The sequence below is a fragment of the Amycolatopsis sp. cmx-4-54 genome, from assembly GCF_046548895.1.
Lineage (GTDB): Bacteria > Actinomycetota > Actinomycetes > Mycobacteriales > Pseudonocardiaceae > Amycolatopsis.
The window spans coordinates 50,697-74,873 of the sequence record NZ_JAEBEJ010000020.1 but is presented as its reverse complement, the minus strand read 5'-3'; the positions used below and the strand labels follow the sequence as shown (position 1 = coordinate 74,873).

Genomic DNA, 24,177 nt, shown 5'->3' with positions numbered 1-24,177 from the left:
TCGCTAGCGAGTGGTAGCACGTGAAGGCCCCCTTCCCTCGGCTCAGCCGAGGGAAGGGGGCCTTCACGCGCTGGCACCAATAAACCGTCACGCGGTCGCGTTGTTGACGGCGGTGACGGTCGCGGCGGGATCGTCGACCGTGAGCACGAGCCGGTTGAAGTCCTCCGCCTCGTCGAGGGTGATGACGACCGTGCGGCTCCGATGGCGGTTTCGCGTGACTGGATGGACGACGCGCGTGACTGGACGGACGACACGCGGCTGACGTCCGAGTCGTCCGTCCAATCACGCGTGTCGTCCGTCGGATCACGCGTGTCGTCCAATTGGTCGCACGAAACGCGCAGGTGGCCGCAGGGCGACGACCCATCGCGGCCACTCACCGCACCGGTACGCGTACCCGCTGTGCGGAACACGCCAAGCGTTACCTCCCCGTTTCCCCGCACCGTTGACGGCTGTGGCTCGGCTCACTACAGTCCCCCGGAAACCGTCTGTAAAGTTTCCTAACGAAGTCGGGAGCAAGCCCCAGTGCGAGCCGGTAGTCCGCGAATGCTGCGCGAGATCAACGATCGCGCGGCCATCGAGGTCCTCCTCGAGGACGGCCCTCTGACGCGTGCCGAGCTCGAGGTCGCCATCGGCCTGTCCAAGCCCGCGACGGCGCAGCTGCTCACCCGGCTCGAACAGGACGGCATCGTCGCCAAGGCGGGCGTCCGCGGCGGGGGCCGCGGCCCGAGGGCGCAGCTCTGGCAGGTCGACGGCGCCGTCGCCTACGTCGCGGCCGTGGACCTGACGCCGCAACAGGCCGACTTCGTGGTCGCCGACGTCGCGGGCGCGGTGCTCGCCGAGTACCAGGTCCCGCTGCCGGTCCACGAGGGCGCGGACGTCGTCGGCACCTTCGGCGCGGCGCTCACCAGCGTCGCGAACAGCGCCGGCCTCGCCGCCACCGATCTCCGCCACGTCGTCATCGGTGCGCAGGGCGCCTTCGATCCCCGCACCGGCTTGCTCTCCTCGGCGCCCCACATCCCCGGCTGGCTCGGGTTCGACGTGCCGGGAAGGCTCAGCCGCGAGCTCGGCGTCGAGGTCACCATCGAGAACGACGTCAACCTCGTCGCGATCGTGGAGATGACGGTCGGCCAGGCCGTCGGGCTCGACGACTTCGTGATGATCTGGCTCAGCGACGGCGTCGGCGGCGCCGTGGTGGTCGGCCGCAGGCTGTTGCGCGGGGCGACCGGCGGTGGCGGCGAGATCGACTGGATGCGCGTGCCCGATCCGGTTTCCGTCGCCACCCTGAAGGACAAGCCTCGCGCGGGAGATCGTTTCGGTGATCTCGTCGCTTCTCCGGCCGTCGTCGAGCTGGCCGCCGCGCACGGCATCGTGGCCGAAACCGGCGCGGACGCCGTCGCCAAGGCGCGCGAAAGCCACAACGAAGCTTTCCTCGACGACCTAGCCCGCCGTGTCGCGGGTGGAGCGGCAGGCCTGATCGCGGTGGTCGACCCCGAACTCGTGCTCCTTTCCGGCGACACCAGCCGAGCCGGCGGCGACGAATTCGCCGCGCTGGTCGCGAAAAGGCTGCACGAACTGGTCCTGCCCCGCACCCCCGTCGGGGTCGCTTCGGTGCAGGGCAACGCGGTCCGCGCGGGCGCGCTTCAATCGGCGCTCGCCACCGTCCGCCGTGACGTCTTCGGCGTCAACACCCCTTCGCTCCTCGGGCCGAGACGGTCCGGGGCGGGAGAGCCAAATCCGATCGTGGCTATCCCGGATTCACGAACAGAACCACCGTCTCCCGCCCCAACCAACTAGGAGGAGGGTCATGAGTTCCACGACCCAGGTTCGGAGAAGTGGCCGCCGTTGGCGCGGCTCGATAGTGCTCGGCGCGGTCACCGTCGCCGCACTGGTGTCCGCTTGTTCGGGCGCCGCAAGCGGCCCGAACGGTGGGGCGGGCGACGCGGCGGCCGTTCCCGCCGCGGACGCGAAGCTCACGCTGACCGTCTACAGCAAGTTCACCGACCGCGAGTACAACGTGGTCACCGCCGGGCTCAACAAGCTCAAGGCGAAGTTCCCGAACATCGAGATCAAGCACGAAGGCCAGCAGGACGACGACAAGATCACCCAGTCCATCCGCGGTGGCAACCCGCCGGACGTGGCGATCTCGTTCTTCACCGACAACCTCGGCGCGTGGTGCTCCACGGGCAGTTTCCAGGATCTCAAGCCCTACATCGACCGCGACAAGATCGACCTGACGCAGATCCCCGACGCGGTCCGCAGCTACACCGAGTTCCAGGGCAAGCGCTGCGCCATGCCGTTGCTCGCCGACGTCTACGGCTTCTACTACAACAAGGACATGTTCGCGGCGAAGGGCGTCACGTCGCCGCCGAAGACGACCTCGGAACTGTTCGAGGCCACCAAGAAGCTGACCGAGTTCAACGCGGACGGCTCCATCAAGGTCGCCGGTTTCCTGCCGTCGATGCCGTTCTACGCCAACATGGCGCAGTACTGGGCCCCGAACTTCGGCGCCACCTACATCGGCCCCGACGGTCAGTCGCATCTCGCCGACAGCCCCGAGTGGAAGGCGATGTTCGACTTCCAGAAGCAGCTGGTGGACTTCTACGGCGGCCACGCCAAGGTCGAGCAGTTCAAGGCCGGTCTCGGCGAGGAGTACTCGGCGGACCACGGTTTCCAGCGCGGCAAGCTCGCGATGATGATCGACGGCGAGTACCGCACCGCGTTCATCAAGGACCAGGCGCCGCAGCTCAAGTTCGGCACGGCGGCCCCGCCGGTGCTCGACAGCAAGCCCGACCGCTACGGCGGCGCGTTCACCACGGGCACGATCATCGCGATCCCCAAGGGCGCCAAGAACCCCGGCGCGGCCTGGGAACTGATCAAGCAGGTCACCCTCGACACGTCGACGCTGGTCGAGCTGTCGAACGGCCTGAAGAACGTCCCGAGCACCAAGGCCGCGCTGACCGACCCGAAGCTCGAGGTCACGCCGGAGTTCAAGACGTTCCTCGACCTGTACAACGGCGGCAAGCTGACGCCGAACCCGTCGACCCCGATCGGCGACGCGCACCTCAAGGCGGTCAACGACTTCGCCGAGAAGTGGCAGGCGGGCAACGTCCCGGACATGGTCGCGGGTCTGAAGCAGGTCGACGCTCAGATCAACGACGAGCTGGCCCAGAAGCGCGCCGGCGGCTGATCGCATGACTTCGACCCTGGATTCCAGGGCGGTCGCCTCCCCTTCCGCGTCCACCCGGACGCGGAAGGGGAACACGGCGCGCCGCCGTCGCACCGTCTTCTATTTCATCGCCCCGGCGATGCTGGGTTTCCTGATCTTCTTCGGTTACCCGCTGATCGCCACGGTGTACTACTCGTTCACCCGGTACGACCTGATCAACGCGCCGGAGTTCATCGGCTTCGACAACTACGTCCGGATGTTCACCAGCGAGCCGCTGGTCGGCACGGCCGCGTACAACACGCTGTGGTTGGTGATCGTCCTGACCGTCTGCCGGGTGGTGTTCGCGCTCGGCGTCGCGTCGGTCATCTCCCGGCTGAAGTCGGGCGTCGGCCTGGTCCGGACGCTGTGCTACCTGCCTTCGCTGGCCCCGCCGGCGGCGGCGACCCTGGCCTTCGTGTTCCTGTTCAACCCGGAATACGGCCCGGTCAACGCTTTCCTGGAGTTCGTCGGCATCGACGGCGGGCTGTGGTTCAACGACCCGGCGATGTCGAAGCCCGCGCTGACCCTGCTGGTGATGTGGGGTTCGGGCGAGCTGATGATCATCATCCTGGCGGCGCTGCTCGACGTGCCGCAGGAGCAGTACGAGGCCGCTCAGCTCGACGGCGCCGGGCCGGTCCGCCGGTTCTGGCATGTCACGCTGCCGTCGATCTCGCCGGTGCTGCTGTTCGGCATCGTCAACTCGATCATCTTCGCGTTGCAGTTCTTCACGCAGGCGATCGTCGCGGGATCGGCCGCGGCGGGCGCGGCCGACGTCGCGGGCAACACGAAGTTCATCGGTGCGCCACAGAACTCCACGCTGACCTATCCGGTTTGGCTGTACGTCCAGGGTTTCCGGTACTTCAACATGGGTTACGCGGCCGCGATGGCGGTCCTGTTGTTCATCGTTTCGGCGGGGTTCACTTGGATTCTCGTGCGGCAACTGCGCAAGTCCCAGCATCAGGAGGAGGGGGCATGATCATATTCTCGCGACGGCCTGTTCATGGCCCCGACCGGGTGCGGGTGTCCCGCATGAGCGGAGTGGGCGGATGACGACACTCGCAGAACCGCGGCACGCCGCCCCGGCGTCCGAACCGCCGAAGGTGCGGATGCGGCGCAAGTGGGACAAGAAGCTGCACTGGATCGCGACGCACAGTGTGGGCATCGCGATGGGCGTGATCTTCATGCTGCCCATCCTGTTCGTGTTCCTCACCGCGGTGATGTCCAGCGATCAGGCGCTTTCGTCGAACTTCTGGCCGACGGAATGGCATTTCGAGAACTTCATCGAGGTGTTCGAAAAGGCGCCGCTGCTGCGGTACTTCGGCAACAGCATGCTGTATTCGACGCTGGCCACCCTCGGGGCGCTCGTTTCGGCGATCCCGGCGGCGTACGCGCTTTCGAAGCTGAAGTTCCGCGGGCAGAACCTGTTCTTCATGCTGACCGTCGCCGCGATGATGCTGCCCCCGCAGGTCACCGTCGTGCCGTTGTACGACCTGTGGGTGCGGCTCGGGTTCACCGGGACGCTGATCCCGTTGATCGCGCCGTACTTCTTCTTCGACGCGTTCTCCATCTTCCTGCTGCGGCAGTTCTTCCTCACCATTCCGAAGGACTACCTCGAAGCGGCGAAGATCGATGGCTGCACCGAATTCAAGGCGATGGTCAAGGTGCTGATCCCGATGGCGAAGCCGGGGATCGCGGCCACCGCGATGTTCTGCTTCCTGTTCACCTGGAACGACTATTTCGGTCCGCTGCTCTACACGGGTGAGACCAGGGACAGCTGGCCGCTTTCGCTGGCGATCGCGTCGTTCCGCGGGATGCACCACGTGGAATGGAACCTCACCATGGCGGCCACCGCGCTGATCATGCTGCCGGTGATCGTGTTGTTCGTGTTCGCGCAGAAGTCCTTCGTCAAGGGCATCACATTCACAGGGGTCAAGGGATGAAACTGGCAGTCGTCGGTGGTGGGTCCACGTACACGCCCGAGCTGATCGACGGGATCGCCGGACGGCGGTCCACTTTGGACGTCGACGAGATCGTGCTGATCGATCCGGACGCGTACCGGGTGGAGGCGGTCGGGGACTTCAGCAATCGTTTGCTGAGCCACGCCGGGCATCCGGCGCGGGTCCGCACCACCGCGAGTCTCGAAGAAGGCGTCGACGGCGCGTCGGCGGTGCTGATCCAGCTGCGGGTCGGCGGACAGCGAGCGCGGCGCGGGGACGAGACCTTCCCGCACGCCTGCGGCTGTGTCGGGCAGGAGACCACGGGCGCGGGCGGACTCGCGAAGGCGCTGCGCACGGTGCCGGTGGTGCTCGACATCGCTGACAGGGTTCGGAAAGTCGCCGGTGACGACACCTGGATCGTGAACTTCACGAACCCGGTCGGCATCGTCACCCGCGCGCTGCTGAACGAGGGCCACCGTGCCGTCGGACTGTGCAACGTCGCGATCCACCTCCAGCGCACGTTCGCGCATCTGCTCGGTGCCGGGGTCGACGAGGTCAAACTCGTCCACACCGGACTGAACCACCTGAGCTGGGAACGGAAGGTGCTCGTCGACGGCGAGGACCGGCTGCCGGAACTGCTGGCGGAGCACGCGGAATTCCTCGGCGAACACGTCACCGCGCCGGTCGAATGGATGCGGCGGATGAACGTCGTGCCGTCGTACTACCTGAAGTACTACTACGGGCACGACGAGCAGGTCGCGAAGCAGCGCACCGAGCGGCCGCGCGCGGACGTCGTCAGCGACGTCGAGGAGGAACTGCTCAAGGTGTACCTCGACCCGGAGGTGATGACCAAACCGGAGCAGCTGGAAAAGCGGGGCGGTGCCTACTATTCCGAGGCCGCGGTGCAGCTCGTGCACGCGCTCACCTCGGGCGGGCCCGCGGAGGAGCACGTCGTCAACGTCCGCAACGAAGGCACCTTCGACTTCCTGCCGGACGACGCCGTCATCGAGGTTCCGTCCCTTGTGGACGGTAACGGGCCGCGCCCGATCGCGCAGCCGCCGGTGGAGCAGCGGTTCGCCGGGCTCATCGCCGGGGTGACCGCGTACGAGCACCTCGCGCTGGACGCCGCGATCAAGGGCGGCCGCGACCGGGTGGCCGACGCGTTGCTCGCGCATCCGCTGGTCGGCCAGTACACCAAGGCCGATCAGCTCGCCGACACGCTGGTGCGGACCAACCGTGAGTTCCTGCCGTGGGCGGGGGCATGACGGCCGGCTCTCGGGACGTCGTCGTCGCGATCGACGGCGGCAACAGCAAGACCGACGTCCTGATCGTCTCGCACGACGGACGGGTGCTCGGACAGTCGCGAGGACCGGGCGCGTCCCCGCAGAACATCGGGGTCGACGGCAGCGTCCAGGCGCTGGAGAAGCTGGTCCTGGAAGCTCTTCGCGGGGCAGGGCTTCCCGACGAACGTCCTTTCGCGACACATACGTCGGCCTATCTCGCGGGGCTGGATTTCCCGCGTGAGGAAGCGATCCTGGACGCCGCGCTGGCCGCGCGCGGCTGGAGCGACACGCTGATCGTCGGCAACGACACGCTCGCGCTGCTGCGTGCGGGCAGCTCCGACGGGACCGGGGTGGCGGTGGTGTGCGGCGCCGGGATCAACGGCGCCGGCGTCAGCGCGGATGGCCGTGAACACCGGTTTCCCGCGCTGGGCAAGATCTCCGGCGACTGGGGCGGCGGCTACCGGCTGGGCGAGGAAGCACTGTGGTGGGCCGTCCGTGCCGAAGACGGTCGGGGTCCGGGCACGGCTCTGCAAGCCGCCGTCACCGCGCACTTCAAGGCGTCTTCGGTGCTGGAAGTGGTGCAGCGCTTGCACTTCGAGGAGCTGCACTCCGACGCGATCCACGGCCTGTGCCCGCTGCTGTTCGCCGTCGCGGCGGGCGGCGACGAGGTGGCGCAGGACGTGGTCGACCGGTTCGTCGAAGAGGTCGCCTTGCTGGTCTCGGTCATCCTGCGGCGGCTAGAACTCACCGAAGAGGCACCGGAGGTGATCCTCGGCGGGGGAGTGCTGACCGGCGTCGGCGAGCAGGTGATCGCGGAGATCGAGCGGCGGTGCCTGAAGGTGGCGCCGCAGGCTTCGATCCAGGTGGTCGACGTGGCCCCGGTAGTCGGCGCGGCGTTGTTCGCGCTGGACACCATCGGTGCTTCCGGCACCGCCAAGGCCGCGCTGAAGGCCGCCACCAAGCGGGTCTGAACGTGCGTGAAGGCCCCCTTCCCTCGGCTCAGTCGAGGGAAGGGGGCCTTCACGCGCCTATCGGCTCAGGAAGCGGCGGGGACGAGCGGCTCGTCCGTCTCCAGCAGCGTCTTGAGGTCCGACAGGATCCACGGCCAGCCACCACCGGCGTTCTCGCCCGGCCCGGCGTTGAAGTCCTCCTGCGAACCGTTGACCAGGGCGGCCGTCGTGGGCGCGTCGGTGACGTCGTGGGTGACGGTCAGCCGGGTGCCCGCGGTCTTCGTCTCTTCGATCTCGTAGGTGAGCTTGGTGTACGGCTCCTTGTCGAAGGACGGGTCCATCAGCAGCTTCCAGGTGATGACCAGCTTGCGCGGTGGATCGACCTCGAGGACCTCGCCGTCGACCAGGTCGGTCGTGAACCCCGCCTCGACGTACTCCGGCGTGGGATGGGTGGCGTGCTTGCCACCCGGCCGCAGGTCGTAGTCGACGAGTCCGGTGTAGCCGTACTTCCGCGTCCATTCGGGCTTCGTGATGGCGTCCCAGATCTTCTCCGGGGTGGCCTTGATGTAGACGCGGTAAACCTGGGTGTCGGTCATGATGGTTCCTCGTTTTCGAGTTCGGCGGCTTCGAGTTCGGCTTTGAGGTCGAGCAGCGCGGTCACGTGCCGCTCGGTGAACTTGTCGATCCACCTGTCGTGGATCTGCCGGATCGGCACCGGGTTGAGGAAGTGCCTCTTCTCCCGGCCCTCCTTGCGCGTGACGACAAGTCCGGCTTCTTCCAGCAGTTTCAAATGCTTCATCACGCCGAACCGGCTCATGTCCACTTCGGACTCAAGCTCGGTCAGCGTGCGGCCGTCACGCGCGAACAGCTGGTCGAGCAGGAACCGGCGAGTCGGATCCGCCAGAGCCTTGAAAACCAGGTCGTCGTCGGGCACGTCGAAAGAATAGGTGACCAAAAGGTCACGTGTCAAGTCTTGGCTAGAGCAAGGCGCCCAACGGCAGGATCAGTGCGATCGCGACCACCGAGATGACCGTCTCCATGATCGACCAGCTCTTCAGCGTCTGCCCGACCGAAAGTCCGAAGTACTCCTTGACCAGCCAGAACCCGGCGTCGTTGACGTGGGAGAAGAACAGTGAACCGGCGCCGATCGCGAGCACCAGCAGCGCGCCGTGCGACGGGTCCATGGTCGCGGCGAGCGGGGCGACGATGCCGGCGGCCGACACGGTCGCGACCGTCGCGGAGCCGGTGGCGAGCCGGATCGCGACCGCGACCAGCCAGCCGAGCAGCAGTGGCGACAGGTTCGCGCCGGTGGCGAGGCCGGTGATGACGTTGCCGACGCCGGCGTCGACGAGGGTCTGCTTGAAGCCGCCACCCGCGCCGACGATGAGCAGGATGCCGGCGATCGGCGGCAGCGAATCCGCCACCGTGGACGACAGCTTGTCGCGAGTGAAGCCCGCGGACTTGCCGAGGGTGAGCATGCCGAGCAGGACCGCGGCGAGCAGCGCCACCAGCGGGTCGCCGATGAAGTCGAGCACGCGGCGGACGTGGTTCTCCTTCTCCAGCAGGATGTCCGCGAGCGCCTTGCCCATCATCAGCACGACCGGCAGCAGCACCGTGGACAGCGTCGCGAGGAAGCCGGGCCGCCGGCCGTCCGAAGAGGACGATTCCGGGACGAGCCGCTCCGGCGCGACGGCATCCGGGACCATCTTCGCGGCCAGCTTGCCGAACAGCGGCCCGGCGATGATCACCGTCGGGATCGCGACGAGCAGGCCGAAGGCCAGGGTGAGGCCGACGTTGGCGTTCAGCGCGCCCGCGGCGGCGAGCGGTCCGGGGTGCGGCGGGACGAGACCGTGCAGTACCGAAAGCCCGGCGAGCGCGGGGATGCCCAGCATCAGCAGCGGTTTCCCGGTGCGCTTGGCGACCAGCAGGATCACCGGGATCAGCATGACCAGGCCGATCTCGAAGAACATCGGCAGCCCGATCAGCGCGGCGACCAGCGCCATCGCCCACGGCAGGGTGCGGTCGCCCGCGCGGCGAAGGATGGTGTCGACGATCTGATCCGCGCCGCCGGAGTCGGCGAGCAGTTTGCCGAGCATCGCGCCGAGCGCGATCAGCACGCCGACCGAGGCGACCGTGGAACCGACGCCGGAACTGAAGCTCTTGATCAGCTTGTCCGCCGGCATGCCCCCGACGAGCCCGAGCACGCCGGAGCCGAGGATCAGGGCCAGGAACGGATGCTGCTTCGCCTTGGTGATCAGGACGACGATCACGGCGATGGCCAGCACCGTCGCGCCGATGAGACGGGTGTCGTGTCCGGTCCAGGCGGCGGCGAGAGTGGTGGTCATCGGCGGTCCTCGAAAGCGGAAAGGGCGGTGTCGGTGATCTCTTCCGGCTTCTTCGCGATGTCGGCGACGAGGCCGAATTCGTCCGGCTGCAAAGGTTCGAGGTCGGCGAGCTGGGAGTCCAAAAGGGACACTGGCATGAAATGCCCCGAGCGGGTCTTCATCCGGCTCGCGAGCAGTTCGCGGTCGCCGTGCAGATGCAGGAACCAGACGTCGCCGCCGCTGCGCAGGATGTCGCGGTAGCGGTACTTGAGCGCGGAGGACGTCACGACGCCGCCGGAGGACTGGTGGTCGGAGATCCAAGCGGCGATGGCTTCGAGCCAGGGTCGCCGGTCTTCGTCGTTCAGCGGGTGGCCGGAGCTCATCTTGTCGATGTTCGCCTTCGGATGGAACGTGTCCGCTTCGGCGTAGTCGACGCCGAGGCGTTCGGCGAGTGCCGTGCCCACGGTCGTCTTGCCCGAGCCGGAAACGCCCATCACCACGATGACGGTCATCCGTACCTCCCACGTCGTTGTAGCCGGGACGAGTACAGCTCAAAAGTACTACTTAAGCAACATCAAGTACTACTTAATCGAATCAGAACGTTACAGTCGCCTGGTGGGCAACGACAGGCATGCCGAAATGCTCGACGCGCTCGGCTCCGCGATCGCGAACGGGGAACTCCCGCCGGGCTCCGTCCTGCGCTCGGAGGAGCTCCAGGAGCGGTTCGGCGCGTCCCGCACGGTGGCGCGCGAGGTGGTGCGCGTCCTCGAAACGATGTGCCTGACCAGCAGCAAGCGCCGGGTCGGGGTGATCGTGCGCGAGCCGCGTGACTGGAACCATTACGACCCGAGACTGCTCCGCTGGCAACTCGACGGAGCCGAGCGGAAGACCGCGCTGCGCACTCTGACCGAACTGCGGTCCGGTGTGGAACCGTGCGCCGCCCGGTACGCCGCGCTGCGGGCGACACCGGAAGAAGGCGGCCGTCTCCGGGCCTTGGCGAAGAGGCTGGAGGAGACGGCGCACCGGCGGGACCTCGAAACCTTCCTGGGGCACGACGTCGCCTTCCACGATCTGCTGCTGTCCGCGTCGCGAAACCCGATGTTCGCGCAGCTTTCGGCGGTCGTCGCCGCGGTGCTCGCCGGGCGCACCGGGCACGGGCTGATGCCGGAGGAGCCCCAACCCGAGGCCGTCGCCCTGCACGTCGAGGTCGCCGCGGCCGTCGACGCCGGTGACCCTGACCGGGCCGAACGCGCGATGCGGGACATCGTCATCCAGGCGCGTGACGAGATGGCCGTCCTTCTGGACGGATGATCTTCGAGTAGCCTCTGCAGGTCTTCGAGTGATACTGCATGCGGGGGGCGACGGTGAGCGCGGCGCGCGCGATCGGCTTGGTGTTGGGGGTGGCCGCGGACGGGGCGATCGGAGACCCTCGGTCGCGGCGTCCGGTGACGGCGTTCGCCAGGGCGGCTTCGGCGGTGGACGCGAAAGTCCGGTCGAAGCACCCGGTGGCCGGAATCCTGTGGACCGGTGGCCTCGCGGGCTCCGCCGTGCTGGCGGGCGTGCTCGCCGAACGTGCCGGACGGCGCAGACCCGTCCTGCAGGCGACCACGACCGCGGTGACCACCTGGGCCGTCCTCGGTGCCGCCGGCCTGGCCGCGCACGGCACGTCGCTGGCCAGGGACCTCGAAGAGGGTGAACTCGAGACCGCGCGCGGCACACTGTCCACACTGGACCCCCGGGTCGCCGACGACCTCGGCGTCATCGGCCTCTCGCGCGCTTCGGTGGAGACACTCGCCGAGAACACCGCAGACGTCGTCATCGCGCCGCTGGTGTGGGGAGCGCTGGCCGGTGTCCCCGGCCTGCTCGGCTCGCGTGTGATCAGCCTGCTGCGCGGCATCGGGCGCGGGCGCCCCGAGCGGTACCGGTGGCTCGTCGCCCGGCTGGACGAAGTCGTCCATCTCCTACCCACGCGGGTCGCCGCCGGGCTGACCGTGCTCGCGGCCCCGGTCGTCGGCGGCTCGGCCGGCGGCGCGTGGCGGGCGTGGCGGCGGGACACCATCGCGCACCCGAGCCCGAACGCGGGCCGCGTCGAGGCCGCTTTCGCCGGGGCGCTGGAGATCCGGGTCGGCGGGCGGACGGTGTATCCGCACGGCGTCGAGGAACTGCCGGTGCTCGGCATCGGCCGCAACCCGGACGCCGGGCATGTGACGCGGGCCGTGGAACTCTCGCGGGTGGTCGGGTGGCTGGGCGCGCTCAGCTCGGTGGTGCTGGCGGGTCTCGTCGGGCTTCGGCGGCGCTGAGTTTTAGGGCGCCGGGGGAGCAAGGGACCTTTGCTACCACTTGGGGCGCTGACCTGCGGAAAGTGAGCAAGGGACCTTTGCTGCCGCGGGAGGGTGTGTGGAAATAGGGACGTTGAGTGTCCCTATTTCCACACACCCTGTACTCGGTGTAGCGGTGCGTACCGACTGTGTGGATTTTGGGACGTCAGATGACCAGAAATCCACACAGTGCCTTGCAGGGGAGCAAGGGACCTTTGCTATCGCTTGGGGCGCTGACCTGGGGAAAGAGAGCAAGGGACCTTTGCTACCGCTCCCGCCGCGCCAGCTGTGCCCGCGCCCGTGCGTCCATCGGGCCGTCGCGCCGCGCGAGCTCCGCGTCGATCCGTGACCGGTCGCCGGGCTGCTTGTTCCCGCCGAACTTGAACTTCGCCCGCACCCCGGTGACGGTCAGCTCGACGCCGCGGATGCCGGGAAGGACCCGCTTGTCCGGCGCCTCGGTGGCGCTCACCCCCAACCGGCCCGAGCCGGGTTCGAAGTGCGCGAGCTGCCGGTCGAGGAGTGCGGCCTTCTCCGCGGCGTCGTCGATCAGCCGGGCGTCGCATTCGAGCTGGACGGACGCGTAGTACGACGTCGGGACGCCGTGCGGCGGGTCGGCCGGGGTGTTCCAGGCGGAGTGGATGTAGGTGTGGTCGTCGGTCACCGAGAGCAGCGCGCGCGGGTGTTCCTCCAGCAACGGCCAGACCGGGTTGGGGCGTGCGAGGTGCAGCAGGACCGTTCGGTCGCCGTCGTAGACGAAGTGCACCGGGTTGACGATCGGCAGGTCACGGCCCGCGCCCCCGGCGATCAGCTGGCCGAAGTCATGTGCGGAGAGCCAGGCCTGCCATTCGGCGTCGTCGTGGGCGGCGTCCCACGGGTGAATCAGCATGATCGAAGGGGAACACGCGGAATGGACCTATAGAAGGGCCATTTTCGCGTCAGATCAGGTGGCCATTTCGGAGCGTTCGTCCTCGGCCAGCATCTCCGCGACACTCTTGCGGCGGTGCGGCCGTTCCGGGGCCAGCGCACCGCCCGGCTTCAGCTCGCGGACGGTGAAGTACAGCCAGCCCATCAACGCCATCGCCCCGAACGCGATCCACTGGAGCGCGTAGGAGAAGAACGGCCCGGCGTCGGTCTGCGGCAGCGGCAGCGCGCCCAGCACACCGGGCTGGTTCACGTCGAGCTGGAAGTAGCCCGGCCGGATGTCCAGCTTCGCGGCCCGCGCGACGACCTGGGAATCGACGACGTAGCTCTGCAGCTTCCCGCCGGTCGACTCGTCGGCGAAGGCGTCGCGGTTCTTCCCGTCCCTCTCGTCGTGACGGGCCCGCATGACGATGTCGACCGTTCCGGTGGGAGGCGGGGCGAAGGGAAGCGCGCGCGACTTGTCGTCGAGCCGGACGTACCCGCGGTCCACCAGCACGACCGTGCCCTCGACGGTCCGGAACGGCGTCAGGACCTCGAAGGCCGCTTCGCCCTGTACGGAGCGCAGACGGGCCACGACCTCGCCCTCGGGCAGATACGTTCCCTTCATCGCGACCAGATGCCATTCGGTGCGCTGATCAGGAGCGGCTCCGTCGGGAAGCAGCTGGTCCAGCGACCGCGGCTGCCCGGAGAACGACTCCCGCAGCGCCGCGTTCTGGTGCTCGCGCTCGGTGTTGCGGGAGAACTGCCATGGCGCCAGCAGGGTGAAGCAGGTGATGGCGAAGGTGAACACCACCAACGTCAACGCCAGCCACCCGGGCTTCAGCAGGAACTTCAACCGCACCCCACCACGGTAAGCGGTCGGCCTCAGGCGTGTGCGCGCACCCAGTCGAGCAGGGCGGGAACGGCCCGCTCGATCATGCCGAGGACGTCCTCGAAACCGTCGTCCTCGCCGTAGTACGGGTCCGGGACCTCGGCGCCTTCGGGCGCGGACGGATCGAACTCGCGCAGCAGACGGACCTTCGCCGGGTCCGACACCTTGCGCCGAAGGAATGACAGGTGACTCTCGTCCGCCACGAGCAGCAGGTCTGCGGCCAGATGCCCGCGGTCGACCTCGGCCGCGACGTGCCCGGTCGGGTAACCGTGTTCGGCCAGTTTCGCGCGGGCCCGCTTGTCGGCGGCCTCGCCGACGTGCCAGCCGCCGGTTCCTGCGCTGGACACCTGGACGAGGTGATCGAGTCCCGCCTCCTCGGCCTTCGCGCGGAAGACGAGCTCGGCCATCGGGGAGCGGCAGATGTTGCCGGAACAGACGAAGACGATGTGCAGCACCCGATCAGTGTGATGGCCGCCGGAGATCGACCGCTCACCGGCTCCGAACGGCTACCGGGCGCGCGAAGGTGGAAAGCCGGGACGAAGCGGGAGTAGACCTCCTGGGAGAGAAACACGCAGGAAGGTCGCGTATGAGCGCACCAACACCCAGCGTCGAGTCCCCGGCAACCGGGCTTCGCTGGTATCGCATCACCGTCAAGCTTCCGCACCCCTACGAGGTCGGGCGGATCCTGTCGGAGCACCACTTCGTCCAGGCGAGATCGCCGAAAGAGGCGATGTCCAGGATGCCGTTGCACCTCCGGTCGAGCGCGTCCGTCGCGCCGTACCAGGTCGTCCGGCCCGACGTGCCCGATCAGGCGACGAAGGCCTACCGGGTGATGCTGTGGACGGGTCGCGCGGTGCGCGCGGCCGGCCGCTGGGCGATCAACAAGGACGCGAAGGCGCTGGACTGAGCCGGGGGCGGTAGCAAAGGTCCCTTGCTCTCTTTCGGCAGGTCAGCGACCCGGGTGGCGTCCGCCGCGCGTTGCGAAACCCTGCCCGTGCCGCGTGTTGCGAAAGCCACTGGCCGGCCCAAGTGGTAGCAAAGGTCCCTTGCTCCCTTTCCGCAGGTCAGCGCCTCGGGTGCTGTCCGCCGCGACGTTGCGAAAGCCACTTTCGCAACCTTCAACGTTGCGAAAGTGGCTTTCGCAACACGCGGCACGGGCAGGGCCGGCCCAAGTGGTAGCAAAGGTCCCTTGCTCCCTTTCCGCAGGTCAGGGCCGTGCACAGGCCGACCCGACGGACTCCGTGAGCGCCTCCGAGTGCAGCCGGTCCAGCCCCCGCCGCGCGTCGGTCAGCCGCACCGTGACCGCGAGCCGCACGTCGCACGACCGCCGTGCCCGCGCGTCCCGCGTCTCCGCGAGTTCGGCGAGCAGGCCGGCGTTGAGCCGGTCGATCACCGGCCGCACCTCGGTCCCCAGATCGGGCCGTCCGGGCGGCCGCGTGCCGGGGTGCTCGGTCCACCGCGCGTACAGGCCGCGCTGCACGACCTTGTTCGCCTCGATCTGGTCGCGGAAGAACCGCACCGCACCGGCCGCGTCGAGACCGAGGCCGGGCGCCTTCGCGGCCACCGAGTCGAGGATCTGCTGTTCGCGCACCGGATCGTCGATCGGCGACGGCGTGCCGAACTTCGCGGCCGCGACCTTGTCGGCGATCTGCACGCGCTGCGCGGCCAGGTCGGTCAGTTTCCAGAGTCCCCCTGATGCCGACGCCGGAGCGGGGAGCACCACGAGAAGCAGCGAAGCGGCACAGAGCACCCGAAGTCGCATGCCCGGGAACGCTACATGCGAAAATCCCCGGGTGCCCGCGCTAGCCGAAGTCATCGCCGCCTTGGAACAGGCGTACCCGCCCGAACTCGCCGAATCGTGGGACGCCGTCGGACTCGTCTGCGGCGACCCGGCCGAGAACGTGGACAAGGTCCTGTTCTGTGTCGACCCGGTCGACGAGACCGTCGACGAGGCGATCGACGGCGGCGCGCGGCTGATCGTCGCGCACCATCCGCTGCTGCTGCGCGGCGTCCACGGCGTCCCGGCCGACAGCACCAAGGGACGCCTCGTGCACCGCCTGATCCGCGCGGGAGTCGCGCTCTACTGCGCGCACACCAACGCCGATTCCGCGTCGCCCGGCGTCTCCGACGCGCTCGCCGACGCCATCGGCCTGACCGTCCTCGGCCCGCTCGATCCGCGCGAAGACGGCGTCACCGGTATCGGGCGCATCGGTGAACTGCCCGCGCCCGAACCGTTTTCCGTCTTCGTCGAACGCGTCGCGAACGCCTTGCCGCGCACCGAACCCGGCGTCTACGGCGCCGGCGACCCGGACCGCCCGATCCGCCGCGTCGCCGTCTCCGGCGGTTCCGGCGACAGCTATCTCAAGCGGGCCACCGCCGCCGGCGTCGACGCGTACGTCACCGCCGATCTCCGGCACCATCCCGCCGGCGAGCATCTCGCCGAGATCGCCGAAGTCCCCGCCCTGGTCGGCGTCACGCACTGGGCGAGCGAATGGCCGTGGTGCGAGCAAGCCTCGGCCGTCGTCCGTACCGCGTTTGCGGGTAACGTCGACGTTCACGTCTCCACGAGGTGCACCGACCCGTGGACGCTACGGGCCACCCGAACCGAGCACTGACAATCCAAGGAGCACCGTGAAGGCCGACCCCGCCGTCCAGCGCCAGCTGCTCGAACTCGCGAAGGTGGACGCGGAACTCTCGCGTACCGCCCACCGTCGCCGCACCCTGCCGGAGATCGCCGAGATCGACGCGGGCGAGAAGACGGTGCGCGAACGACGTGACGCGCTGGTCTCGGTCCAGACCGCGGCGTCCGACCTCGACCGCGAGATCGCCCGTCAGGAGAAGGAGATCGAGTCGGTGCGCGCCCGCGGCGACCGCGACCGCAAGCTCCTCGAATCCGGTTCGGTCGCGGCGAAGCAGATGGCCGACATCGAGCACGAGCTGAACAGTCTCACCCGGCGCCAGTCCGCCCTCGAGGACGACCTGCTCGAACTGATGGAGCGCCGCGAGGCGCTCGAGCTCGACGCCCAGCGCACCAGCGCCGAGGTCGCGAAGGCCGAGAACGAGGTCGCCGAAGCCATCCGCCGGCGCGACGAGCACTTCGCCGATTTCGACACAACGCAGGCACGCCGCGACGAAGACCGCGCCAAGCTCCTGCCGCGGTTCCCGGAAGACCTGATGAAGCTCTACGAGCGGGTCCGGGCGCAGAAGGGCATCGGCGCGGCGCTGCTGCGGGCCCGCCGTTGCGGCGCCTGCCAGCTCGACATCGACCGCCGCGAGATCGCCGAGATCAAGGCGGCTCCCGAGGACAACGTCATCCAGTGCGAGAACTGCGGCGCCATCCTGGTGCGCACGCTGGAGTCCGGCCTGTGACCGACCACGTGCTCGTCGAGGCCGACGGCGGTTCGCGGGGCAACCCCGGCCCCGCCGGCTACGGCGCGGTCGTCAAGGACGCGGCCACCGGCGAGGTGCTCGCCGAGCGCAAGGCGTACGTCGGCATCGCGACCAACAACGTCGCCGAGTACTCCGGCCTGATCGCCGGGCTCGCCGCGGCCGCCGAGCTCGGAGCGTCCACAGTGGACGTCCGGATGGACTCGAAGCTCGTGGTGGAGCAGATGTCCGGGCGCTGGAAGGTCAAGCACCCGTCGATGCAGCCGCTGAACGCCGAGGCCAAGGAGCTGGCGGCGCGGTTCTCGCGAGTGCGCTACGAGTGGATCCCGCGCGCGGAGAACTCCCACGCGGACGGGCTCGCGAACGAGGCGATGGACGCCGGGACCGCGAAGAAACCAGACGTCCCGAAGACCGTGAAGCAGGACAGGGTCAGTCCGGTCGGCTGGACCGGCGCGACCGGGACACCGACCAAGCTGCTCCTCGTGCGGCACGGCCAGACGGCGATGTCGGTCGAGAAACGCTACTCCGGCCGCGGCGACGTGCCGCTCACCGAGCACGGCAAACAGCAGGCGGCCGCCGCCGCGAAACGCCTCGGCGCGATGGAGGGCCTGATCGTCGACGGCGAGGCCGCGCCGATCATCGCCTCACCGCTGATCCGCACCCAGCAGACCGCGCAGGCGATCGCGGACGCGCTCGGCGGCCGGGTCGAGACCCACCCGGGGCTGATCGAGACCGATTTCGGCGACTGGGAAGGCCTCACCTTCAAAGAGGCGATGGACCGCGACCCCGAATTCCAGACCAGCTGGCTTTCCGACACCTCGATCACGGCGCCGGGCGGGGAGAGCTTCGACGGTGTCCACCGCCGGGTCCGCAAGGCCCGCGACGAGCTGATCGCGAAGTACGGCGGCCGGACGCTCGTGCTGGTCAGCCATGTCACGCCGATCAAGGCGCTGCTGCGGATGGGCCTGGACGCCGGGCCGTCGCTGCTGTTCCGCCTGCATCTGGACCTGGCTTCGCTGTCGATCGTCGAGTTCTACCCGGACGGCAACGCGTCGGTCCGGCTGGTGAACGACATCTCGCATCTTTCCTGATCGGAAGGTGTGGCGCGGATCACGCCTGGATATGACGTGTCGCAGGCGGCCGATGGGGTATTGGCTACAGTTTCGGCGACGGCACGTGAGCGAAAAGGCAAAGACGGGGACATGACGGCGAGCGCACTCAGCGAAGCTTCCGAAAAAGACGTGCCCGACCCGGCGGAGACGCCGGCCCGGCGTGGCCTGGCCGCCCGCATCGCTCCGTACCTCGCGGTGCTCGCCGGGGTCGCGGCTGTCGCCTGGCACGCCACCCTCTACGGCCACTGGATCGTCGACGACGCGGCCATCACCTTCTCCTACGCGCGCAGCTTCGCCGACGGGCTCGGGCCGGTGCTGCAGCAAGGGCAGCCGTCGGTCGAGGGCTGGTCGAACTCCACGTGGCTGGTGGCGCTGGTGCTCGGCAAGCTCGTCGGCGTCTTCGACAGCGGCATGCTGTTCGGCGTTCCCGACTACGTCCTGTTCCCGAAGCTGCTGGGGCTCCTGTTCACCGCCGGGACGCTGGCCGCGTGCCACATCGTGGCGAAGCAGATCTTCGCGCGCTTCGCCTGGCTGGCGACGCTGGTCGTCGGACTGACGCTGGCCGCGATCCCGTCGTTCGTCATCTGGACGATCTCCGGCCTGGAGAACTCCCTGTTCGGGATGGCCGTCGCCTGGCTCGCCGCCCTGCTGTTCGTGGCCGTGCGCAAGGACACCGTGCTCACCGCGAAGGTCGCCGTCTGGTCCGGCGTGCTGGTCGCGTTCGCCGCGCTGACCCGCCCCGAAGGCCTGATCTACGGCGGCGCGTACCCGCTCGTCGTCCTGTTCCAGCTGCGGAAGCCGCTCCTTGGCCAGAGCGTCAAGCTGATCGTGGTGTCGGTGGTCGCGTTCGCGATCCCGTTCGGGGCGTACCTCGCCTGGCGGATCGCGGAGTTCGGCAGGCTGCTGGCGAACCCGTCCATCGCGAAGGGACAGGGCCTGCCCGGGCTTTCGGCGCTGAAGCAGCCGTTCGAGCTGGTCGGCTACGCCGGTGTCGCCGGGACGATGCTGCTGGCGCTGACCATCGGTTTCGCGCTGGTCCGGGCGGAATGGCGGCGCGCGCTGATCGCGCTGCTGGTGCCGCTGGCGCTGGGCATCATCGCGTACGGCGTGATGGTCCCGGACTGGATGGGCCAGCACCGGTTCGCGACCCCGATCTGGATCCTCGCCGTGCTGGCGGGAACCCTGGCCGCCGGTGAACTGCTGCGCCGCTCGCGGGCGGTGCTGCGGACCGTCGTGGTACTCGTGCTGGTCGCGGCCGCGATCCCGTCCGGGATGGGCTTCGCGTCGGCGTCGAAGAAGTTCCAAGAGGTCCCGACGGTGCCCGCGTGCCTCATCGCCGACCGCTTCGGCCGCGGCTTCAACACCATGGCCGACATCCTCGGCCTCCAGCAGGCGTCGCTGCTGCTACCCGACCTCGGCGGCTCGTCGATGACCAGCCGCCTGCACCTGGTCGACATGGCCGGGCTGGTCGAGGCGGACGTCGCGGACTTCCTCAAGAACGGCGACCTGCCGGGGCTGCGCGACTACGTGTTCGAGAAGGTCAAGCCGACCTTCATCCACTCGTGGGGCCCGTGGGCCGCGGGCAACGGCATCACCGTCGACCCCCGGATCGACCGCGATTACGAGCCGATCTTCGTGTACCCGGGCAGCGGACCGCGCAACGGGGACTTCGTGCGCAAGGACGCCGTCTCCAGCCCCGAGAAGCTGAAGGCCGTCCAGGAGTACGCCGTGAAGACCATGCCGGACGTCGAGAAGGCGCGTTTCGGCGGTCCGCTCAAGGACTGCGGCCCGACCATGCACCCGGGCCAGACGGTCTACCTGCCCTGACTCCCCGCATTTCGTCCTCTGGATGCGGTACTTGCCTCGCGCGACCACCGCATTCAGAGGACTAAACGCGGAGTGCGGAGGTGAGTTCGGGGCGGCCGGTGATCCCCAGCTTCCGGTAGGCGCCGGACAGATGGAGTTCGACGGTGCGGCGGGTCAGGTGCAGCGCTTCGGCGATCTCCCGGTTGGTCAGACCCTGTGACGCCATCAGCGCGACGCGGTACTCCTGTTTGGTGAGGCCGTGTTCGTTGTCCTTCGCCGTCGTGAGGCTCGTGCGCGCGTCCCGCAGCGCCTCGGCGGCCCGTCTCGCGAGCGGCCGCGCCCCGCAGTGCTTGCTCGACTGCGTGGCCATCCGCAGCGTGCCGATCGCCTTCTCGGCCTGCCCGCGCCGGGCCTGGAACACGCCGAGTTCGGTCAGCGCCTCGGCCAGCGCCAGTTTCGCGGTCGATTCGCCGAGTACGTCGACCGCCTTGGTCAACAGGCGTTCGGCCTCCTCACCGAGGCCGTCGTCGCGGACGAGACCGGCGGTGGTCAGCGCGCCGCCGAGGATTCTCGGCGATCCCCAGCGTCCGGCGGCGTCGAGGTCTTCCTCGGCGAGCCGGGCGGCCGCGTCGGTGCGGCCGAGCGCCAGCGCGGTGCGGGCGGCGTGCGCGCGCCACGGGGCGAAGCCGGGGAAGCGCATGCCGTGGTGTTCGAGACGGCGGCCGCAGCCGCGCAGGTCTTCGTAGCCGAGCTCGGGTTCACCGGTGGCCGCGCGGAGCCTGCCGCGGGCGTAGAGCAGGTAATTGTGCGTGAAAAGTGCTTGTGTGGCCGCGAAATCGATTCTGCCCAGCAGCGTGTTCGCGACCTCGTGGCGGCCGAGGTCGACCGAGACCTCGATCAGCCGCGCCGCGCACAGCACCGCGATCGGGCATCGGCTGGTGGCGCCGCGTTCGTCGAACTGCCGCACCAGCGATTCGTAATGGACGCTCGCCCGCACCAGATCGCCGCCCGCCTGCAGGGCTATCCCGCGGGCGAGGGTGGCCAGAGCGCCCTTCGGCACGTGGAAGTCCCAAGGCAGGCGTTTCGTGTCGAGTACCTGGCAGAGTTTGTCGGTGAGCGCGGGCTCGTCGGCGAGCGCGGCCGTCGCGAGCGTGAAGAAGTAGGGCTGTTCGAACAGTTCGGGCTGCTCGCCGGACAACGCCTCCTCGAAATGCCGGACGGCGTTCGCCGAGGACTTCCCGCTTCGCACCGTGTCGAGCGCGAGCAACCCCGACCGGCTCTGCTGTGCGGCGGGATCGTTCAGCGGCGCCCACTGGCGCTCGAAATCGCGGAAGTCCGGCGGCGGCCCGAGCCTGCTGCCCGCCTCGGCGAGATAGGTCATGCACAGCAGCGGCCAGACGGCGTCGGGCCCGCCCGCGTCGAGCCGGGCGGCGAACTGGCCCGCGGAGTTGATCGCCAGCCGCGCGTCCGGGCCGCAGCACAGCGAAAGGATCATGGCCGTCGCGACGAAGGCCGCGGTTTCGCGGTCGTCGATGTGGTCGACTGCCTCGCGCACCCTGGCCGGCGCCGAATCCGGGTCGCAATGGAATTCCGCGTGCGCGAGCTGCAGCAGGATCGCCATCCGCTTGCGTTCGCTGAGCCGTTCCTCCAGCGCCCGCGACAGGAACCGGACGGAGAGCTCCGGGTCGCCCTCGACCACGGAATGCCGCGCGGCCAGCCGCAGGACGTCGACCGCCCACGGGATCCTGATCGCGGTCGCCTCCAGGAGATGCGCGCCGACCCGCTCCGGCGCGGCGCCCGCGTCGTGCAGGAGCCGGGCCGCCCTGGCCTGGGTGACCGCCCTCGTGGTGAGCGGCATGTCGGCGAGCACCGAGTTGCGGACGAACCGGTACGTCAGCGCCGGCCGGTGGCTGTTGGTCAGCAGGTGCACGCGCACCATCGTGTCGATGGCTTCCATCGCGGTGCTCTCGTCGACCCCGGCGAGCCGGGCCAGCAGGTCGAAGCTCGCGTCCTCGCCGAGGATCGCGACGGCTTCGAGCATCTTCGGCGCGGCGGTGTACTCGTGCATGCGGACCCGCAGCACCTCGCCGATCATCGCCGAACCCGCGGTGTCCAGCTCCATTCCCGGGACCAGACGGCGCGCCAGTGCGCCGAGCAGGAACGGATTGCCGCCGGTGACCTCGCGGCATTCCTCGGCGAACCGCCCGGGAGGGACACGAAGGAACTCGGCGACGTGCCGGGTACCGAGCCCGCGCAACAGGATCGTCGCCGGAGTGCAGCCGGACATCTCCAGCAGCGCGACCTCGCCGGTCTGCAGATGGCCGATCACCGAGGTCAGCACGACCAGCACGGGCAGGTGCTCGACGCGATGGCGGATGTAGGCGAGACAGCGCATCGACCACGGGTCGGCGAGGTGGATGTTGTCGATGCCGAGGAAGACCGGCCCCTGTTCGGCGGCGCCCCGGACGGCGTGGAAAAAGGCGTCGAGTGCCTCGGTCTGTTCGTGTTCGGTCCGGGGAGGATGATCCGGCAGGATTTCGGTCACATGCGGCGTGCGAGGCCGCGGTGAGCCGGGGACGGCGGGCGCGTGGGCGAGCCCCTCGATCAGCTGGCGGCCGACACCGCCGCTCAGATGCGTCTCCAGCCGGGAGGCGGTGGCGATCGCGACGGTGAACCCGGCCGCTACCGCGAGCTCACCGGCCGCGGTGAGCACCGCCGACTTGCCGATGCCGAACTCTCCGACCACCACGGCGCTGACGGCCCGGCCGTTCAGGGCGGCCTGGAGCAGCCCGGTGATCGTGTCGAGTTCGCTGTCGCGGCCCAGCAGCCCGGCGGCGCGGTGCTTCGGTACCGAAGGCCCGCCGAAGGGGCTCTCGGGATTTACTTCGGTATGCACCGTAGAGACCTTCGTGTCGGGGTTGCGGCAGACTACTCGAACGTGAGCGGTATCGGGAGTAATCGCTGGTCATCGAGGGGAGCAGGGGTCGAGATGCCCGCATCCGACGAGACGCGCCGGGACGACCGTTGTGACGACATCAAGGCCGCGACGACGCACGCCAGGAAGACCACCACGAGGTTGGCCGCGATCAGCGACAGCCGCCCGCACCGCGGTGGAGCGGCGGGGGACAGGTAGCGCAGGTCGGCCTTGGCCAGCGCGTCTTCCACCGAAGCGAATTCCGCGACCTGGCGGCCACAGCGCACGCAGCCCTTCAAATGTGTTTCGAAGGCGTGAGCCTCGGCTTGGTCGAGCACACCGAGTACGTAGGCCGCCACATCGGTGTGTTTCACCTTTCGCTTCCTCATCGCGAACCCAGCTCTCCTAACGACCGTCGCAATGTCTTCATGGCCGCGTACAGCCGTGATTTGACCGTTCCCTCCGGGATTCCCAATATCACCGCCGCCTCCCGGACCGTATGTCCGGTCAGATACGTCTCGTAGATGACGGCCTGATATTTGCCGTCCAGATAGCGTAGCGCTTCGGAAATGACGAGTGCGGACAGTGACTGCTCGGTCTGATCCGCTATTTCGGCGTTTTCGGAACTGTCCAGCTCCACCTCCTGCGGACGCGCGCGCCGGTTTCTCCAGCCGTCGATCACGATCCGCTTAGCGACCGTGAGCAGCCAGCCGCGCAGCATTCCCGGCTCCCGGTTCAACGTGTCGGAATGCTGCCAGGCGCGAATCAGTGTTTCCTGGACGACGTCCTCCGTCCATTGGTGATCATGGCCGGTCAGATACATCACCTGATTGAACAGGGTTGCCCGGAACTCCTTGTACAGCAACGCAATCAGCTCGTCGGAAAGCTCGCTCGAGCGAGGGTCGCCGCCGAGCCCGCATTCTCTGCCCACTGCTTCCATGAAGTTCGCGACCTCCCCAGCGGTGGAGGATTTCACAGGTTCGTACACCGTAGCGCAGACTATCGCCGTGGGCCATGTGCAGTAGTGCTCTGTTTACCGTTAGTCGTCCGGTACGTATGCCGACCGGAAACGGTTCTAAATGTGTTGTGTGATGCACATCACACTGGCTGCGCGGGCAGAGATCGAACCGGCCGCTCCGGTTCGCCGTA

General features: G+C 68.6%; 25 protein-coding genes. 13 read left to right on the top strand and 12 right to left on the bottom strand.

Annotated features, from left to right (window positions below; genetic code table 11):
- Window positions 1–87: 87 nt before the first annotated feature.
- On the bottom strand, window positions 88–282 hold the full coding sequence (locus tag ACLJQ7_RS40655) for a hypothetical protein (protein WP_410653516.1): 195 nt from the start codon (window positions 280–282) through the stop codon (window positions 88–90).
- 261 nt (window positions 283–543) lie between these two features.
- On the opposite strand from ACLJQ7_RS40655, the gene ACLJQ7_RS40650 reads away from it, so the two are divergent.
- The 6 genes from ACLJQ7_RS40650 to ACLJQ7_RS40625 all read left to right on the top strand — a co-directional run bounded on the left by ACLJQ7_RS40650 (window position 544) and on the right by ACLJQ7_RS40625 (window position 7,396).
- Window positions 544–1,794 carry an ROK family protein gene (locus ACLJQ7_RS40650; protein ID WP_410653554.1) on the top strand — a complete coding sequence of 417 codons (1,251 nt, stop codon included), beginning with the start codon at window positions 544–546 and terminating at the stop codon, window positions 1,792–1,794.
- 10 nt (window positions 1,795–1,804) lie between these two features.
- Window positions 1,805–3,187 (top strand): extracellular solute-binding protein, encoded by a 1,383-nt coding sequence (locus ACLJQ7_RS40645; RefSeq protein ID WP_410653515.1) that lies wholly within the window; start codon window positions 1,805–1,807, stop codon window positions 3,185–3,187.
- 4 nt (window positions 3,188–3,191) lie between these two features.
- Window positions 3,192–4,181 (top strand): carbohydrate ABC transporter permease, encoded by a 990-nt coding sequence (locus tag ACLJQ7_RS40640; protein ID WP_410653514.1) that lies wholly within the window; start codon window positions 3,192–3,194, stop codon window positions 4,179–4,181.
- 70 nt (window positions 4,182–4,251) lie between these two features.
- Window positions 4,252–5,145, top strand: coding sequence for a carbohydrate ABC transporter permease (locus ACLJQ7_RS40635; protein ID WP_410653513.1), 894 nt, complete (start codon window positions 4,252–4,254; stop codon window positions 5,143–5,145).
- Window positions 5,142–6,407 (top strand): 6-phospho-beta-glucosidase, encoded by a 1,266-nt coding sequence (locus ACLJQ7_RS40630; protein WP_410653512.1) that lies wholly within the window; start codon window positions 5,142–5,144, stop codon window positions 6,405–6,407. Before ACLJQ7_RS40635 ends, ACLJQ7_RS40630 begins: the two co-directional genes overlap by 4 nt.
- A complete protein-coding gene (locus ACLJQ7_RS40625; protein ID WP_410653511.1) occupies window positions 6,392–7,396 on the top strand; it encodes an N-acetylglucosamine kinase in 1,005 nt (334 codons plus the stop codon). The genes ACLJQ7_RS40630 and ACLJQ7_RS40625 overlap by 16 nt, the downstream gene beginning before the upstream one ends.
- A gap of 65 nt (window positions 7,397–7,461) precedes the next feature.
- On the opposite strand, the gene ACLJQ7_RS40620 is transcribed toward ACLJQ7_RS40625, so the two are convergent.
- Genes ACLJQ7_RS40620 through ACLJQ7_RS40605 form a run of 4 tightly spaced genes read right to left on the bottom strand, consistent with a single transcriptional unit; the run spans window position 7,462 to window position 10,211 of the window.
- A complete protein-coding gene (locus tag ACLJQ7_RS40620) occupies window positions 7,462–7,971 on the bottom strand; it encodes an SRPBCC family protein (RefSeq protein ID WP_410653510.1) in 510 nt (169 codons plus the stop codon).
- On the bottom strand, window positions 7,968–8,309 hold the full coding sequence (locus tag ACLJQ7_RS40615) for an ArsR/SmtB family transcription factor (RefSeq protein ID WP_410653509.1): 342 nt from the start codon (window positions 8,307–8,309) through the stop codon (window positions 7,968–7,970). The genes ACLJQ7_RS40620 and ACLJQ7_RS40615 overlap by 4 nt, the downstream gene beginning before the upstream one ends.
- A 43-nt stretch (window positions 8,310–8,352) precedes the next feature.
- Entirely contained in the window at window positions 8,353–9,720 is a 1,368-nt protein-coding gene (locus ACLJQ7_RS40610; protein WP_410653508.1) for a gluconate:H+ symporter, read from the bottom strand.
- On the bottom strand, window positions 9,717–10,211 hold the full coding sequence (locus tag ACLJQ7_RS40605; RefSeq protein ID WP_410653507.1) for a gluconokinase: 495 nt from the start codon (window positions 10,209–10,211) through the stop codon (window positions 9,717–9,719). Before ACLJQ7_RS40605 ends, ACLJQ7_RS40610 begins: the two co-directional genes overlap by 4 nt.
- A 127-nt stretch (window positions 10,212–10,338) precedes the next feature.
- Between ACLJQ7_RS40605 and ACLJQ7_RS40600 the strand changes: the two genes are divergently transcribed.
- Together ACLJQ7_RS40600 and ACLJQ7_RS40595 are read left to right on the top strand one after the other, a co-directional pair.
- Window positions 10,339–11,010: a FadR/GntR family transcriptional regulator gene (locus ACLJQ7_RS40600; RefSeq protein WP_410653553.1), complete on the top strand. Its 672-nt coding sequence runs from the start codon at window positions 10,339–10,341 to the stop codon at window positions 11,008–11,010.
- A 53-nt stretch (window positions 11,011–11,063) separates the two neighbouring features.
- Complete coding sequence (locus tag ACLJQ7_RS40595; protein ID WP_410653506.1) at window positions 11,064–11,999, top strand: cobalamin biosynthesis protein; 936 nt, start codon at window positions 11,064–11,066, stop codon at window positions 11,997–11,999.
- Between the two features lie 283 nt (window positions 12,000–12,282).
- Here ACLJQ7_RS40595 and ACLJQ7_RS40590 read toward each other — a convergent pair whose 3' ends face one another.
- From ACLJQ7_RS40590 to ACLJQ7_RS40580, 3 genes are read right to left on the bottom strand one after another with little or no spacing between them, the layout of a single operon-like run.
- On the bottom strand, window positions 12,283–12,903 hold the full coding sequence (locus ACLJQ7_RS40590) for an FMN-binding negative transcriptional regulator (RefSeq protein ID WP_410653505.1): 621 nt from the start codon (window positions 12,901–12,903) through the stop codon (window positions 12,283–12,285).
- 54 nt (window positions 12,904–12,957) lie between these two features.
- On the bottom strand, window positions 12,958–13,779 hold the full coding sequence (locus tag ACLJQ7_RS40585) for an SURF1 family protein (RefSeq protein ID WP_410653504.1): 822 nt from the start codon (window positions 13,777–13,779) through the stop codon (window positions 12,958–12,960).
- Between the two features lie 23 nt (window positions 13,780–13,802).
- A complete protein-coding gene (locus ACLJQ7_RS40580) occupies window positions 13,803–14,264 on the bottom strand; it encodes a low molecular weight protein-tyrosine-phosphatase (protein ID WP_410653503.1) in 462 nt (153 codons plus the stop codon).
- Window positions 14,265–14,395: 131 nt separating this feature from the next.
- Here ACLJQ7_RS40580 and ACLJQ7_RS40575 point away from each other — a divergent pair, with 131 nt between their 5' ends.
- Window positions 14,396–14,716: a hypothetical protein gene (locus ACLJQ7_RS40575; protein ID WP_410653502.1), complete on the top strand. Its 321-nt coding sequence runs from the start codon at window positions 14,396–14,398 to the stop codon at window positions 14,714–14,716.
- Between the two features lie 300 nt (window positions 14,717–15,016).
- Here ACLJQ7_RS40575 and ACLJQ7_RS40570 read toward each other — a convergent pair whose 3' ends face one another.
- Window positions 15,017–15,571 carry a chorismate mutase gene (locus tag ACLJQ7_RS40570; protein ID WP_410653501.1) on the bottom strand — a complete coding sequence of 185 codons (555 nt, stop codon included), beginning with the start codon at window positions 15,569–15,571 and terminating at the stop codon, window positions 15,017–15,019.
- A gap of 31 nt (window positions 15,572–15,602) precedes the next feature.
- Here ACLJQ7_RS40570 and ACLJQ7_RS40565 point away from each other — a divergent pair, with 31 nt between their 5' ends.
- The 4 genes from ACLJQ7_RS40565 to ACLJQ7_RS40550 all read left to right on the top strand — a co-directional run bounded on the left by ACLJQ7_RS40565 (window position 15,603) and on the right by ACLJQ7_RS40550 (window position 20,135).
- Window positions 15,603–16,424, top strand: a complete 822-nt coding sequence (locus ACLJQ7_RS40565) for a Nif3-like dinuclear metal center hexameric protein (RefSeq protein WP_410653500.1) — start codon at window positions 15,603–15,605, stop codon at window positions 16,422–16,424.
- Window positions 16,425–16,440: 16 nt separating this feature from the next.
- Complete coding sequence (locus ACLJQ7_RS40560) at window positions 16,441–17,178, top strand: zinc ribbon domain-containing protein (RefSeq protein WP_410653499.1); 738 nt, start codon at window positions 16,441–16,443, stop codon at window positions 17,176–17,178.
- Entirely contained in the window at window positions 17,175–18,287 is a 1,113-nt protein-coding gene (locus tag ACLJQ7_RS40555) for a bifunctional RNase H/acid phosphatase (RefSeq protein ID WP_410653498.1), read from the top strand. The genes ACLJQ7_RS40560 and ACLJQ7_RS40555 overlap by 4 nt, the downstream gene beginning before the upstream one ends.
- Window positions 18,288–18,398: 111 nt before the next feature.
- Window positions 18,399–20,135 carry a hypothetical protein gene (locus tag ACLJQ7_RS40550; RefSeq protein ID WP_410653497.1) on the top strand — a complete coding sequence of 579 codons (1,737 nt, stop codon included), beginning with the start codon at window positions 18,399–18,401 and terminating at the stop codon, window positions 20,133–20,135.
- A gap of 61 nt (window positions 20,136–20,196) precedes the next feature.
- Here the strand turns inward: ACLJQ7_RS40550 and ACLJQ7_RS40545 are convergent, their stop codons facing one another.
- The 3 genes from ACLJQ7_RS40545 to ACLJQ7_RS40535 are packed head-to-tail and all read right to left on the bottom strand — an operon-like array spanning window position 20,197 to window position 23,968.
- Window positions 20,197–23,010, bottom strand: coding sequence for a BREX system ATP-binding domain-containing protein (locus tag ACLJQ7_RS40545; protein WP_410653496.1), 2,814 nt, complete (start codon window positions 23,008–23,010; stop codon window positions 20,197–20,199).
- Between the two features lie 32 nt (window positions 23,011–23,042).
- Window positions 23,043–23,402: a zf-HC2 domain-containing protein gene (locus ACLJQ7_RS40540; protein ID WP_410653495.1), complete on the bottom strand. Its 360-nt coding sequence runs from the start codon at window positions 23,400–23,402 to the stop codon at window positions 23,043–23,045.
- An 11-nt stretch (window positions 23,403–23,413) separates the two neighbouring features.
- On the bottom strand, window positions 23,414–23,968 hold the full coding sequence (locus ACLJQ7_RS40535) for a sigma-70 family RNA polymerase sigma factor (RefSeq protein ID WP_410653552.1): 555 nt from the start codon (window positions 23,966–23,968) through the stop codon (window positions 23,414–23,416).
- Window positions 23,969–24,177: the final 209 nt, after the last annotated feature.

What these genes read in the sequence shown, in the direction of transcription:
- ACLJQ7_RS40620 (WP_410653510.1), bottom strand. Translation starts at nt 7,971, where the DNA reads ATGACCGACACCCAGGTTTACCGCGTCTACATCAAGGCCACCCCGGAG.
- ACLJQ7_RS40590 (WP_410653505.1), bottom strand. Translation starts at nt 12,903, where the DNA reads ATGCTGATTCACCCGTGGGACGCCGCCCACGACGACGCCGAATGGCAG.
- ACLJQ7_RS40650 (WP_410653554.1), top strand. Translation starts at nt 544, where the DNA reads ATGCTGCGCGAGATCAACGATCGCGCGGCCATCGAGGTCCTCCTCGAG.
- ACLJQ7_RS40635 (WP_410653513.1), top strand. Translation starts at nt 4,252, where the DNA reads ATGACGACACTCGCAGAACCGCGGCACGCCGCCCCGGCGTCCGAACCG.
- ACLJQ7_RS40605 (WP_410653507.1), bottom strand. Translation starts at nt 10,211, where the DNA reads ATGACCGTCATCGTGGTGATGGGCGTTTCCGGCTCGGGCAAGACGACC.
- ACLJQ7_RS40630 (WP_410653512.1), top strand. Translation starts at nt 5,142, where the DNA reads ATGAAACTGGCAGTCGTCGGTGGTGGGTCCACGTACACGCCCGAGCTG.
- ACLJQ7_RS40570 (WP_410653501.1), bottom strand. Translation starts at nt 15,571, where the DNA reads ATGCGACTTCGGGTGCTCTGTGCCGCTTCGCTGCTTCTCGTGGTGCTC.
- ACLJQ7_RS40575 (WP_410653502.1), top strand. Translation starts at nt 14,396, where the DNA reads ATGAGCGCACCAACACCCAGCGTCGAGTCCCCGGCAACCGGGCTTCGC.
- ACLJQ7_RS40600 (WP_410653553.1), top strand. Translation starts at nt 10,339, where the DNA reads ATGCTCGACGCGCTCGGCTCCGCGATCGCGAACGGGGAACTCCCGCCG.
- ACLJQ7_RS40640 (WP_410653514.1), top strand. Translation starts at nt 3,192, where the DNA reads ATGACTTCGACCCTGGATTCCAGGGCGGTCGCCTCCCCTTCCGCGTCC.
- ACLJQ7_RS40610 (WP_410653508.1), bottom strand. Translation starts at nt 9,720, where the DNA reads ATGACCACCACTCTCGCCGCCGCCTGGACCGGACACGACACCCGTCTC.
- ACLJQ7_RS40645 (WP_410653515.1), top strand. Translation starts at nt 1,805, where the DNA reads ATGAGTTCCACGACCCAGGTTCGGAGAAGTGGCCGCCGTTGGCGCGGC.
- ACLJQ7_RS40535 (WP_410653552.1), bottom strand. Translation starts at nt 23,968, where the DNA reads ATGGAAGCAGTGGGCAGAGAATGCGGGCTCGGCGGCGACCCTCGCTCG.
- ACLJQ7_RS40550 (WP_410653497.1), top strand. Translation starts at nt 18,399, where the DNA reads ATGACGGCGAGCGCACTCAGCGAAGCTTCCGAAAAAGACGTGCCCGAC.